Source organism: Priestia sp. SB1 (assembly GCF_038898415.1).
Genome location: NZ_JBBJSS010000003.1, coordinates 343,067 through 356,093 on the forward strand (window position 1 = coordinate 343,067; position 13,027 = coordinate 356,093).

12 protein-coding genes are annotated in these 13,027 nt (G+C 40.6%); 2 read left to right on the plus strand and 10 right to left on the minus strand.

What is annotated here, in order from left to right:
• Positions 1–99: 99 nt before the first annotated feature.
• From WKH56_RS12365 to WKH56_RS12375, 3 genes are all read right to left on the minus strand, one after another.
• Positions 100–558 carry a VOC family protein gene (locus WKH56_RS12365; protein ID WP_342835656.1) on the minus strand — a complete coding sequence of 153 codons (459 nt, stop codon included), beginning with the start codon at positions 556–558 and terminating at the stop codon, positions 100–102.
• Between the two features lie 285 nt (positions 559–843).
• Positions 844–1,707 carry a GRP family sugar transporter gene (locus WKH56_RS12370; RefSeq protein ID WP_014461163.1) on the minus strand — a complete coding sequence of 288 codons (864 nt, stop codon included), beginning with the start codon at positions 1,705–1,707 and terminating at the stop codon, positions 844–846.
• A 460-nt stretch (positions 1,708–2,167) separates the two neighbouring features.
• Positions 2,168–3,145: a carbohydrate kinase family protein gene (locus WKH56_RS12375; protein ID WP_342835657.1), complete on the minus strand. Its 978-nt coding sequence runs from the start codon at positions 3,143–3,145 to the stop codon at positions 2,168–2,170.
• Positions 3,146–3,600: 455 nt separating this feature from the next.
• Between WKH56_RS12375 and WKH56_RS12380 the strand changes: the two genes are divergently transcribed.
• Positions 3,601–3,927: a cyclic-phosphate processing receiver domain-containing protein gene (locus WKH56_RS12380; protein ID WP_014461165.1), complete on the plus strand. Its 327-nt coding sequence runs from the start codon at positions 3,601–3,603 to the stop codon at positions 3,925–3,927.
• Positions 3,928–4,144: 217 nt separating this feature from the next.
• On the opposite strand, the gene WKH56_RS12385 is transcribed toward WKH56_RS12380, so the two are convergent.
• The 5 genes from WKH56_RS12385 to WKH56_RS12405 form a co-directional block, all read right to left on the minus strand.
• On the minus strand, positions 4,145–4,981 hold the full coding sequence (locus WKH56_RS12385) for a formate/nitrite transporter family protein (protein WP_243557265.1): 837 nt from the start codon (positions 4,979–4,981) through the stop codon (positions 4,145–4,147).
• A 24-nt stretch (positions 4,982–5,005) separates the two neighbouring features.
• Positions 5,006–5,776: a uroporphyrinogen-III C-methyltransferase gene (gene cobA / locus WKH56_RS12390; RefSeq protein ID WP_033578318.1), complete on the minus strand. Its 771-nt coding sequence runs from the start codon at positions 5,774–5,776 to the stop codon at positions 5,006–5,008.
• Between the two features lie 71 nt (positions 5,777–5,847).
• On the minus strand, positions 5,848–6,174 hold the full coding sequence (nirD, locus tag WKH56_RS12395) for a nitrite reductase small subunit NirD (protein ID WP_013055862.1): 327 nt from the start codon (positions 6,172–6,174) through the stop codon (positions 5,848–5,850).
• Positions 6,175–6,192: 18 nt separating this feature from the next.
• Complete coding sequence (gene nirB / locus WKH56_RS12400) at positions 6,193–8,607, minus strand: nitrite reductase large subunit NirB (RefSeq protein WP_342835658.1); 2,415 nt, start codon at positions 8,605–8,607, stop codon at positions 6,193–6,195.
• Positions 8,608–9,216: 609 nt separating this feature from the next.
• Entirely contained in the window at positions 9,217–9,963 is a 747-nt protein-coding gene (locus tag WKH56_RS12405) for an SGNH/GDSL hydrolase family protein (RefSeq protein ID WP_342835659.1), read from the minus strand.
• 464 nt (positions 9,964–10,427) lie between these two features.
• On the opposite strand from WKH56_RS12405, the gene WKH56_RS12410 reads away from it, so the two are divergent.
• Positions 10,428–10,919, plus strand: coding sequence for a sigma-70 family RNA polymerase sigma factor (locus WKH56_RS12410; protein WP_342835660.1), 492 nt, complete (start codon positions 10,428–10,430; stop codon positions 10,917–10,919).
• A 101-nt stretch (positions 10,920–11,020) separates the two neighbouring features.
• On the opposite strand, the gene WKH56_RS12415 is transcribed toward WKH56_RS12410, so the two are convergent.
• Entirely contained in the window at positions 11,021–11,500 is a 480-nt protein-coding gene (locus WKH56_RS12415; protein ID WP_342835661.1) for a competence protein ComK, read from the minus strand.
• 139 nt (positions 11,501–11,639) lie between these two features.
• A complete protein-coding gene (locus WKH56_RS12420) occupies positions 11,640–12,998 on the minus strand; it encodes a GntT/GntP/DsdX family permease (protein ID WP_013055857.1) in 1,359 nt (452 codons plus the stop codon).
• Positions 12,999–13,027: the final 29 nt, after the last annotated feature.

Below are 13,027 nucleotides of genomic sequence, written 5' to 3' on the forward strand. Positions count from 1 at the left end.
TGCTAGAAAGACCTACACATATGAAACCTACGTTTACCATAACTAAAAAAACGAACCGCTAATCAAACACGTTGATCAGTGGTTCGTTTTTCACTTGTGCTAAAATAATTTCGTCCCGGTCTCTTTATTCCATTCACTTAAATACGGAAAATCCTTAGATACAACGGGCTCATCATCCAAAAGCGTAAGTAATTCCAAGCTGTTACCGTCAGGGTCATCAAAATACACGCACGCTGCCGGCATCCACGTATGAACAATCGGCTCTGTCTGAGGCTTTCCGAACGACGTTTCTTCAGGTTCAATACCTTTTGAACGCAGCCACGTTAACGCTTCATAAATATCTGCTGCTTCAATTCCAAAAGCAAAATGACTTCTTTTCAACTCTTTTTCATCGGTTTCCCAAAGCCCGAGCATCTGCTTTTGTTCCCCAACAAAGAAAAAAGCACAGCGCCTCTCTTCAATTTTATGAACAAACGTCAGCCCAAGACGTCTATAAAACTCAATCGAATCCTCCAAACTCCGCACCTGCACATGCGTCTCATAAATACTCTTAATCATAGCCTCTCCTCCATCCTTTCCTACTACTATAAGCCATTTCACACCAAACAGCTTCCTAACAAAGAATGAAAAATCCTCAGTCTTAAGAACGAGAACCCCTCAACAGAAACATGCAGCTTTGAAATTCAGAAGAGCACTGAAGAGCACTAAGATTTGTTTTTAACTAAAGGTTTTGACCTCCACTAAGGGTTTGAGGCTACCCCGCAAGGGGTGCCTCAAACCCTTAGGTCTAGAAAAACCCCCATGGCTGCACTTTAGCCATGGGGGTTTTTCTACATCGATATATTAAGCGTGGGCTTTTGCGAGGCCTATGCAGATACCGCCTGAAATAATCAGTACACTCGCAAGAGATACATAGAATAATTGACGCTTCGTTTTCTTTTCTCCCAAGAAGACAATACCGCCAAAAATTGAAATAACGATACCCATTTGCGATAATGAAAAGCTTGTTGCTACGCCTAGTCTTGATTGAGATAAGAATAAGAACATATTTCCAGATGCCCAGATTAGACCTGGTAAGATATTACGAATCGTATATTTGTTAAATGGCTTATGTTTATATGTAATGATTAAACCGCCAATTAACATACCAATTGCTTGCGGGAATAGAGCTGCCCATGCGTCTACGTTAAAGATACGTGCGATAACTACGTAAACTAAGAATCCAAGACTTGAAATGATAAGAGTGATAACTCCTTTTTTCGTTTGTCCCGGAGTCCCTTGTGCTCCTTCTTTTTTACCGTCTAATGAAGAAAGCACAACGCCTGCTAGTATTAAAAGAATTGCAATAGATCCAAGCACAATCGTTTGAAGCGTTGACCATTCTTTAAATACAATAACACCAAAAAGAGCTGTTGATACTAATTGCATACCCGTTGAAATCGGCATTGACTTTGAAACACCAAGGTATGGAACACTTTTAAACTGATTGCTTTGACCTACTGACCAGAACAAACCTGAAACAATTCCGACAATAACAAGCGTTGGCGTTAACACCGGCTGCACAATCATAAACTGAACAAATGAAAGAATCAAAGCTCCAATGATTGTTCCAAGCGTTTGACTGTAAGGTCCACCGCCCATCTTCATACTAACTAAAATCATGCTTCCCCACGCAACGGAAGGAAGAACACCTAGCAAAATATCCATCTTTCTCTTAACCTACTTTCCTATTTCTAATCTATGTACATCGTATGTAACGACCTGCTGCTTTTCTTTCATCAAGGGCTAAGGACCAAGCACTCATACTCCCTCGAATATTCCCCCAAAGGTTCACCTATGCGTCTGCTGCCTACCCCGCAAGGGGGGCAGCAACCGCTTAGGTATAGAACATTTAATAGGATCGCTCTTTAGTCCTATTAAATGTTCTGCATCGATAAATATATAACGTTTTCATAATTGGTGGTAAAGCTGCTATTTCTTGCTGCTCGTATTATACTAACACGAACATTTATTATTTAGCTAGAAATTTTTTTGATTATTTTTTAAAAACAGAAAAATTTTTTTTCTTCTTGCTCCGCAGCTCGCTTCTCTCTCTTATGTGATCTGCAATCAGCAGAAACGGACGCCTCTGCTGATTGAAAATAAGAAGAGATAAAGCCTTTTCATTTTAGTTAGCTACAGGCTTACAAAATTGCTCTACTACTTCTTTAGCTGGAATTGAACTGATCGCACCTTTTCCAGTTGTCGTTAAGGCACCGCTTGCATTGGCAAAGCGCAAAATAGCGTCGTGGTCAGAGTCAAGAATAGCTGTTAAGTTTTCTTGTGACACATCGCGGCTTAATAGCTGATAAAGGAATCCGCCAATAAACGCATCTCCTGCACCTGTTGTATCAACAACCGCTACTTTGTAACCTTTTGATTCATAGACAGCTTCTTTTGTATAAAGCGTTGCGCCTTCTGCACCTTTTGTGAACACAACTACTTGAACGTCACCTGTAAATAGAGACTGAATCGCTTGCTGTTCATCTTCAATGCCTGTGATAAACGCTAGCTCGTCGTCTGAAATTTTGACAATGTGCGCTTGAGGAATAAATTCTAAAATCGTTTGACGGCATAGCTCGTGGTCTTTCCACAGTGGAAGACGTACATTTGGATCAAAGCTGATAACTCCGCCTTTTTCTTTCATGCTTTTAATCGCTTTCATATGAGCGTATTTCATAGGACTTTCAACTAAATCAACCGAACAGAAATGAAGAAGATCGTTGCTTGCAAACCAATCAGGGTTAATTTCGTCTTCAGTTAGCAATAAATCTGCTGAAGGATTACGATAGAAGCTGAAATCTCTTTCTCCGTCTTCACGCAGAGAAACAAAAGCTAATGCTGTGTTTGCTTCTTCTGTACGATAGACCATATCAGTACCTACTCCTACTTCACGAAGCGTATCTACTAGAAAGTCTCCAAACGCATCTTCTCCAACTTTTGTAATAAGCGCTGACTCATTACCGTATGTAGCAACAACTGCCGCAACGTTTGCCGGCGCTCCGCCTGGCACACGCGTAAACGATTCCACTTCTTTTAATTGAAGACCTTTTTGAGCTGGAATCATATCAATTAATACTTCACCGATACTAAATAACTTACCCATTCTATTCACCTTACTTTTCTTTTTTGTCATATTGTCATACTATGTTCCAAAAAATCCTTAAATCAAATTATACGTCCCAACCATCTTTTTCGTAAAGAGAAATTTCCAATTTATTTTAAAAAAATCGCAAATTATCGTTTTTTTCTCACAATCTTTTATTCATTAAACCTTTTCCATCCCTTGTCAAATATGGGATTTAAATGACCTTGTTAAACAAAGATCACAAAATAAAAAAAGTTAATTTCCAGTTTAAACTGTCTCTCTATTGATTTTTCGTTCGACATCTCTTTCCTTATTTCCTGTTTATTCGCCGTGAATATGCAAATAATGATAAAAAATCTTGTTTTTACCCCTATTTAAGAAGGAATAGCTTAAAACGTGTCGAATAGACTTAGGTAGGTATATGACATTATGTATGTTACACTAAATACAAGGCAAGGAAGGGAGAATCAGTCATGAAAATCAATGTTTTTCTAGACGACTATCGCAAGTGCCCTGACGGTCATGTTTTAGCCGAAACGATTGATGAATGTATTGATCTTTTAAGATCATTCGATGTTGAACATTTGTCACTCGATCACGATTTACTCAGCAAGACACGGAATGGATTAATGCTCGTGCATTTTATGGTAAAGCACCATTTATATGCCGATCGAATTACGATTCACTCCGCCAATCATTTAGGCAGCAAAGCAATGTACAACTGCTTTAAGGAAGCTCAAAAAGAGCATAAAATGCCAAACAACATTAAAATTCTAAGATGCCCTCTGCCTCTTCGATGATATCTGCACCCTCACACATTCATTTCAACAGAATCTGTTCGGATTCAATTCTCACAGACATCCTGTTTCTATAAAATGAAGAACAATACTGCTTGTTCGATACGTATAGATGTGAATACGCTTTAAGCAGTTTATATTATATAGAAGAAAACCGCTCTAAAATACCGTTATGATAGCTTTAAAAGCAGACTATATGGTACAAAGAGCGGTTTTTTTGCTATTTAGACAGTTTAGCAGAATCCAAATCAGCTGAGAGAGCAGCCGGCTGTTTTTTAACTTCTTTTAGCTGCCTAGCATTCACAAACCAGTAAATGCTTCCTACAAACAGTCCTCCCCCTACGATGTTTCCGAGCGTAACAGGAATTAAATTATGAAATAGCCCAGCAGCCGAAATCGCATCGGGATGCGGAAGCAATAAAGCCAGACTAAGAAACGTCATATTTGCCACGCTGTGCTCGTATCCTGAAGCAACAAATGCAAACAGCATCCAAAAAATAAGCATGATCTTTGCTGCATCACTTTTAGTGCGCGAAGCGGTCCAAATCGCCAGACAAACAAGCCAGTTGCAAAGGATGCCGCGAAAAAACAATTCACTGACCGGCAAATTCATTTTTTTAGCTGCCAGCGTCATGAGTAAATGATTGAGTTCAATTCCTTTAAACAAACCGGTTCCGGTAATTAACAAACAAAGCCCAAACGCTCCTATCGCATTTCCGATAAAACACCACGTCCAGTTTTTGAACGTATCTTTCCATGTGGTGACTCCTGATAGCGTACTGACCGTATAAACCATATGATTCCCCGTAAACAATTCAGCTCCTGCAAATACAACAAGCAGGAGAGCAACAGCAAAAGATAACCCCATCACAAGAGAAACGACCGGTAAAGAAGCAGAAGCTAAAGGCGCTCCTACCGATAGAGCTAATATAACGCCAAGTCCCACGTAAGCACCCGCTAGTACAGCTAACAGCAAATAACTCGGTAAATGATCATTCACAAGCTTCGTTTTTTCGCGGGCTAACTCATTCATTGACTGCAGTGAATTCTTAAACAAAAGCGTTTCCTCCTTTTATTCATACTAGACGCATACTTTTTCTTCTGTTTTTTCCAAAAACCACGAAAGAACAGAAGCTTGCTTCACCACTTCACCAATCACAATCATCGCGGGATTGCTCACTTGCTGCTCAGCAGCCGTATCTACAATTGTGCCAAGCGTGCCTGTAACCGTGCGCTGATAAACCGACGTGCCTTGTTCAATAAGAGCGACCGGCGTATCCGCGCTTTTTCCGGCGTCTAAAAGCTGACGGCAAATATAAGGCAAGTTTTTAACGCCCATATAAATCGCAAGCGTATCAACTCCTTTTGCTAAATGCTCCCAGCGAATACTTTCCGGCTTTCCGCTCAAGCAGTGTCCCGTCACAACGGCAAACGAACGGCTCAGCTCACGATGGGTCACAGGAATTCCAGCATAGGCCGGTGCCGCGATGCCTGCTGTAATACCCGGAACGACTTCAAATGGAATTCCATTCTGAACGAGCACTTCTGCTTCTTCCCCGCCTCTTCCGAAAATAAACGGATCTCCGCCTTTTAACCGCACGACGATGTTTCCTTTTCTTGCGTAGAATACAAGTAAATCATGAATATCCTCTTGAGAAACGCAGTGATCACCAGGCTTTTTCCCGCAGTAGACGAGTTCCGTTCCTTCTTTTGCATACTGAAGAAGAACAGGGTTCACTAATCGGTCATATAAAATAACGTCTGCTTTTTCTAAACATTTGGCTGCTTTTATCGTTAGCAAATCTGGATCTCCTGGTCCGGCTCCTACAATGTACACTTTTCCTGTTCTCATTTTTGCTTCGCTCCTTTTAGTGTGTCCCCTTGAATTTTTATGGCGCGTTGAAAATCAACGCGCCTCGTTACTTATTCTTCAATTAAAAGATACAGCAAATCTCCTTCAACAGACGCTTCGTACGTGTCTACACAGCCACTGTCAGGCTCTTGCACGTTACCGTCATGCAGGCAAATTTTCCAGTCGTGCATCGGACAAAACACCGAGTCGCCGCTCACGATCCCTTCACTTAGCACCCCGCCTTTATGCGGACAGCGATTTTCAATTGCCCGTATTTTTCCGCTTGATAGCTTAAACACCGCAATTTCTTTTCCGTTTACTTTCACTGTTTTACCAAGGCTTACTGGAAAATCATGAATTGACCCTACGCATACTTTTGTAATGTTTTTATTCACCATCTTTATTTCCCCCCAGCATTATGATGTGACAACTGTTTCGAACAGCTCTTTTTTCGTTTTTTTGCTTTCGACGATTTCTTTCCAAGGATCACGGTACGTAGATAACGCTTCGTCCATACGCATATTCAGCTCTCTTCTCGTCTGGGCGTCATCAAGCACTGATTGAATGTGCGAAAGTCCCATGCGCTCAATCCATGCAGACGTACGCTCTAAGTAATTAGCCGTTTCTCGGTAGTACTGTAAATACGCTCCTGTGATGTCCATCAATTCTTCGTCTGTTTTTACTTTATACAACAAATCTCCGCCGCGAAGATGCGTACCTCCATTTCCGCCCACGTAAATTTCCCAGCCGCCGTCGATTCCAATAAAGCCAATATCTTTAATGCCTGACTCAGCACAGCTTCTCGGACAAGCGGATACAGCCATTTTCACTTTATGAGGCGTCCATAGTCCTTCAAATTTTTTCTCAAGCGCAATTCCAACGCCCATTGAATCCTGCGTGCCAAAGCGGCAAAACTGTTCGCCGACGCATGTTTTCACCGTTCGCAGCGACTTGCCGTACGCGTAGCCGGAAGGCATATCTAATTCTTCCCATACGCTAGGCAAATCTTCTTTTTTAACACCGAACAAATCAAGACGCTGTCCACCCGTCACTTTTACAAGCGGAATTTCATATTTATCAACAACATCTGCAATTTTTCGTAAATCTTCTGCATTTGTGACCCCTCCGTACATGCGAGGAACAACAGAATACGTGCCGTCTTTTTGAATATTCGCGTGCATGCGTTCATTCACAAATCGTGATTCGCGCTCATCAACGTATCCGGTCGGATTCACCATACCTAAATAATAGTTCAGCGCCGGACGGCATTTCGAACAGCCTTCTTCATTGTTCCAGCCGAGTACATTCATAACTTCACGCGTATGCGAAAGGCCTTTTGCTTTAATTTCTTCGACAACTTCATCTCGTGACAGAGTCGTACAGCCGCAAATCGCTTCTTTTTGAGCCGTAGCGTCAAAGTCAGCGCCAAGCGTATGCTGAAGCACTTCCGCTACAAGCGGTTTACATCCTCCGCAGGAGCGAGAGGCACTTGTACAAGCTTTGATTTCATCAACCGATGAGCATCCTTGTTTTTGGATAGCTTCCAAAATCGTACCTTTTGTTACGCCGTTACAGCCGCAAATAATATCATCGACGCTCATGCTTGCTACTAAGCTTTCACCCGCGCTACCGTCAGAAGGCTGTAAAATCGACACTTTTGCGACATCAGATACATCTTCTTGCTTTTGAATCATTGAAAACAGTCGATTTCCGTCGCTGCTGTCTCCAAAAAGAACGGCTCCTACGATTTGATTGCCTCGCAAAACAAGCTTTTTATAAATGCCGTCTTGTTCATCGAACACCTTGATCGCTTTTTTCTCTTCATCTTCCGTGAAGTCTCCTGCCGAAAACACTTCAACACCTGATACTTTTAGCTGCGTGGATAAAACCGATCCTTCATAAGGCACTTTTTCTGCCCCGCAAATTGCTTTTGCTAATGCTTTTCCTTGTTCATACAAAGGTGCTACCAGTCCATATACCATTCCTCTATGCTCTGCACATTCTCCAACCGCGTAGACGTTTGGAATATCCGTTTGCATATAGTCATTCACAACAATTCCTCGGTTTACGTTAAGTCCCGCTTCTTTTGCAAGCTGAACATTTGGCTTAATTCCAACGGCCATCACGACTAAATCAGCTTCTAAAAACGTCCCGTCTTTAAAAGATAATCCTTCAACTCGCTCATCGCCGACGATTTCCGCCGTTTGTTTTTCAAGTAAAAACTTCATGCCTTGTTTTTCTAATTCGTTTTGAAGCAATTTGCCGGCTGTTGGGTCGAGCTGACGTTCCATTAAATACGGAGCTAAATGAATCACAGATACGTCCATTCCCAAATTTAACAGTCCGCGCGCCGCTTCTAATCCAAGCAGTCCGCCTCCAATAACCGCTGCTTTTTTATACTGCTGTGATGCCTGCAGCATTTCATCCGTGTCTTTTATATCTCGAAAAGCCGTAACTCCTTTTTTATCAGACCCTGGAATCGGAAGAATAAAAGGAAGAGAGCCCGTTGCTAAAATTAATTCATCATATGATTCTACTCTGCCGCTATTTGTCGCTATTTCTTTTTTTACTGAATCGATACTAGTAACCGTTTCGCCCGTATACAATGTAATATTGTTTTCTTGATACCAGTTCCAATCGTTTAACGTAATATCTTCAACATTCGTATCTCCTTGCAGCACTTTTGATAGTAAAATACGATTATAGTTCGGATGCGGCTCGCTTCCGAAAATCGTAATTTCAAACGCTTCGTTTGAAACTTTCAATACTTCTTCAATCGCTCGAACTCCAGCCATTCCATTTCCAATCAATACGAGTTTCTTTTTTTGCATCTTCCATTCCTCCCCTGGCGTCTATACCTGCTTGTTTCAAAGATATATTTTCTATGCATCTTTAAAGATATATTTAAGATATATGAATTTTCTGAATCGTTCAACTTATGTGTTAGGTTATCTAACACTATTATGGTATGTATGCGATTCCATTGCTTTAACAGCAAGCAAAAAAAATAAGTGCTCTAATTACGTTTTAATTGAGATCATCCTTTGCATTTTATTTTGTGATGTTTTTCACAACATTAATTTAGCAAGAATAAATAACCTGAGCTATGATAAAAATCACTCCTATATGTTGATAAGTCAAAAATAAAAACCCTAAAAATTCTTTATAAAGAATTTTTTAAATAAACCGTTCTTTATACTATTTACTATCACTCTTTTATTCTTTATAATGAATTATACAGACCTTTATAAAGAACAGAACGGAGAATCAGAATGCCACTCATAAACGTTAAGAAATTTTGGACTCCTTTAGAGATTTTTGGCTTTAAACTTTATAAGTGTAGAGATACCAAAAATTACTACTATAAAACGAAGAAAAGTCACAATCTAGCAAAATTATGAAAAAACAAGCCATCTTTCAAAAGAAAGATGGCTTGTTTTTTATTTTCCCGTAAACCAATTCACAACATATTCTCCCCACACTTCATTTCCTTTTTTCGTTAAATTCCCGCTGTCTTTATTGATATACTCGCCTAAATGAAACGGCCAAATGAGCGAGTGATTCATATAATATACCCAGTTTGCTTCAGATACTCCCCTGATCGCTTCTACCCCTTCTTCATAGGACTCCGTGTGTGAAATATATGGCTGTGACGGCTGAACCATAAGGGTCTTTTTCAAGTCTTTGAGCTGATGAATTAGCTTGTCTGTATTTTCAAGCGTCTCATCTAGCGTAAGGTGCTGATAATCATTTTTAAGAGGTGCTTCAAACAGAATAATGTTTGGCTGAAGTTGATCAATTTGATCGGCAATATGTGAGGATAAAAGCTCATCGGTTGTCCCGTTACCATATGAAAGTGTTTTGACCGTAAATACATCACGTCCATATGTAGCTGCTAGCTCTTTTTTTAACTGCTGAGGCCACCCTGCTTCCTTTGCGGATGTGGCAACCACAAGAGTCAGAGGTTTTTTATTTGCGATAGATGACTGGATTTGCTTTGTAATAAAGTCTGGAAGATTTTTTGTATAAGCAGATACATCAGAAAACTGTTTTTCTTTATGTACAACAGCAGTTTTTACTTCACTTGCCTGCGCTTCCGTTTGCTCCTGCCAGTGCTGCGTCCCCGCATACATCACCGCGCCGCACAAAACAGCCGCCGCCACATTTACCCCAACCATCGCCTTCATTCAATCTCCCCTTTACCCACTTTTTAAAAACCAACTATATTCTGCCCACCCAACTTACATTCAATAGAAAACACAAAAGGACAACCACAAAAATACTTCACTGAATTTGCCCAAAAAGGTTCACCTATGCGGCAGGCGCAAACCCGCAAGGGAGGGTGACTGCCGCATATGTCTAGCAACTCTACCATCACCGCTCTTCCGTGATGGTAGAGTTGCTACATCGATATATAAATAGTATAGATTAGTAGAAATTGGAATGGGGGACCTTTCGTACGTAAAATCTCTACAAATACACGTATACTTCGCATATTTCCTAGCGAAACGTGAAGTTTCCGGGGAAATTACGTCACGTTTCTTAAAAAGAAAACATAATGTACGCTCATTCGCACATGTGATCTTCCCCTTGTACAGTAGAGATACCGGCGGAATACAGCAAAAACGCGTTTTTGAAAAAGGAATGCTACATGCAAAAAAGCTCGTTTGATCAAATCGCTTCATCTTTTCATCCATTAATTGTGTCGATGATTAAAAAGTTTCATATTTACAAAGACTACGACGAATATTATCAAATTGCGTTGATTGGTTTATGGAGAGCGTATCAAAAATTTGACGAAAACAAAGGATCTTTTTCTGCTTATGCCTACACAACCGTGCGGGGTACAATCCTTTCTCATTTAAAAGGCACCATTTTATACGAAGAACGTGAAACACCGGCTGAGCAGAACCTGCTTTCACTAAACGAAGATCACGCTCTTCCCGTTCCGCTAGAAAGTGAAATTATTAAGCAGCATATCGAACACTTAACGGGAAGAGAAAAAATCTATGTACTCGAACATCTGCTAGAAGGCTACTCGTATAAAGATATTGCCTGCAAATACGGAGTCTCTACGGGAGCCGTTAAAAACTGGGGGAAAGCAGCTCGCAAAAAGCTAAAGGCCTCACTTCTTAAGGAATAAAAAAAGGAGGAAGCTTATGATAAGCTTCCTCCTTTAGTACACATGTGTAGTCCAAACGATTGTTCATATGTAGGACAAGTTTATTCGATAAATCGAACGCATTATGCCAAGACAACCGGACTTTCTAAACAGTAATTCCGAATAACAGCTGCTCTGGCTAACTTTTTTTCTAAACTATAATAAGAAAGTTTTACTGGAATGAACGTTCCGTCTTTGAAGTGAATCAGCATGGAGGTTGAATTAACTGTAGCAAGCGTATGTGAAGTATGAACGTGAGAGGAGAAAATCCAAGCACAGCTATAGTCATTGGGCGAAGATGTAGGAAACGCAATAATCGCTTGTGAACGACTAATGACAAGAGGTGTAAGCTGTTTATAGGGAAATAGTTTTCGAACAGCGGCAATGGATCCTTTAAACGTACTTAATTCTCGAATGCACGCTTCTTCTAATAATTGCTTACAGGTCTTGCTTAGCATGTATTCTCCTGCTTCATCCAGCACCTTTGTGCAGTGTATAGGATCGTTCACTGGAATCAATGCTTTTGTCGTCAAACCAATTTGATACTTTTCATCATTTGTCATACATCTACCCCCTTTGCTACTTTATAACTATTCTATACTATCGAAACGGGAAAAATCTAGTCTTTTTTTCTCATTATTTGAAATGTTTTGAATATATTTAATATCCAAAGAAAAAAGCGCTGAAGCCAGCGCCTTTCTTTTAAATAAAAATGTCTAAAATAAGAACCATTGCAAACGCCGCAAATGATAGAATCGTTTCCATCACTGTCCACGTTTTTAACGTTTGAGCCACTGACATATTGAAGAATTCTTTGATTAACCAGAAGCCAGAATCATTTACGTGCGATAGCATTACAGAACCTGCGCCTGTTGCCAGTACTAGCAGCTCTGGGCTTACGTTTGGCATCGTTGCTGCAATTGGTGCGACAATACCTGCTGCTGTGGTCATGGCTACTGTTGCTGAACCAACTGCTGCACGAATTAACCCGGCAATCACAAATGCTAACACGATAGGAGAAAGATGAGCATCTTGAGCAAATCCTGCAATCGCGTCACCTACACCGCTTGCTGTTAAAATTTTGTTAAAACCGCCGCCTGCACCGATGATTAAAATGATCGAAGCAACGGGTCCAAGACATTCGTTTGTGAATTTTAATAGATCATCTTTGTTGTACCCTCTTGCAAAACCGAACGAATAAAAAGCAAATACCAATGAAATTAAAAGCGCTACGATTGGACTTCCGATAAAGTTTGTTACGTAGCGAATCGTACTTGTTTCTGGATAAACGAACCCAGTAATTGTTGCTAAAAGCATTAATAGTACTGGAAGTAAAATCGTGAATAACGTAATGCCGAAGCCAGGAAGGTCTTTATGCTTCGACTCTGTGAACTGCTCCATGATTTCACCCGTTGGCTCTACGTGAACACGGCGTGAAATGAACGATCCGTAAATAGGACCTGCCACAGCTGCAGCTGGAAATGCCACAACTAATGAATACAAAATCGTTTTACCTAAATCTGCTTTAAAGATATCTACCGCTAGCATCGCTGCCGGATGCGGCGGTACTAAACTGTGAACAACGGCTAAACCGGCAATTAATGATAAACCAATTTTAATAAGTGACGTACCCGTATGCTTGGCAATTACAAACACAAGCGGAATTAATAATACAACACCAACTTGGAAAAAGACCGGGATCCCGCAAATAACGGCTACAACCATCATTGCCCAGTGTACGTTCTTTTCACCGAATACTTTAATTAACGTGCGGGCAATACGCTCAGCTCCGCCTGACTCTGCCATCATTTTACCTAACATCGTTCCAAGACCAAGAACAATCGCGATAAATCCTAAGACGCTCGCTACTCCTTCTTGGAAAGCCGTTACGATATCAGGCAGCTTCATTCCTGAAATAAGACCCATAAACAAAGCCGCAACAATCAGCGCTACGAACGGATTTGTTTTAAATTTGGCAATTAAAAAGATAAGTCCAACGATCGATACAATCGCATACAGCAAAAGACTTGCTTCATGACTTAATCCAAATACTGAATTCATATGTTCATCCCCTTAGTGTGACCATTTTT

Coding starts and splice junctions, on each gene's coding strand:
- cobA (WP_033578318.1), bottom strand. CDS start 5,776: ATGAGAACAGGAAAAGTGTACATTGTAGGAGCCGGACCAGGAGATCCA.
- WKH56_RS12415 (WP_342835661.1), bottom strand. CDS start 11,500: ATGACAAATGATGAAAAGTATCAAATTGGTTTGACGACAAAAGCATTG.
- WKH56_RS12420 (WP_013055857.1), bottom strand. CDS start 12,998: ATGAATTCAGTATTTGGATTAAGTCATGAAGCAAGTCTTTTGCTGTAT.
- nirD (WP_013055862.1), bottom strand. CDS start 6,174: ATGGTGAATAAAAACATTACAAAAGTATGCGTAGGGTCAATTCATGAT.
- WKH56_RS12410 (WP_342835660.1), top strand. CDS start 10,428: ATGCAAAAAAGCTCGTTTGATCAAATCGCTTCATCTTTTCATCCATTA.
- WKH56_RS12365 (WP_342835656.1), bottom strand. CDS start 558: ATGATTAAGAGTATTTATGAGACGCATGTGCAGGTGCGGAGTTTGGAG.
- WKH56_RS12375 (WP_342835657.1), bottom strand. CDS start 3,145: ATGGGTAAGTTATTTAGTATCGGTGAAGTATTAATTGATATGATTCCA.
- WKH56_RS12405 (WP_342835659.1), bottom strand. CDS start 9,963: ATGAAGGCGATGGTTGGGGTAAATGTGGCGGCGGCTGTTTTGTGCGGC.
- nirB (WP_342835658.1), bottom strand. CDS start 8,607: ATGCAAAAAAAGAAACTCGTATTGATTGGAAATGGAATGGCTGGAGTT.
- WKH56_RS12380 (WP_014461165.1), top strand. CDS start 3,601: ATGAAAATCAATGTTTTTCTAGACGACTATCGCAAGTGCCCTGACGGT.
- WKH56_RS12370 (WP_014461163.1), bottom strand. CDS start 1,707: ATGGATATTTTGCTAGGTGTTCTTCCTTCCGTTGCGTGGGGAAGCATG.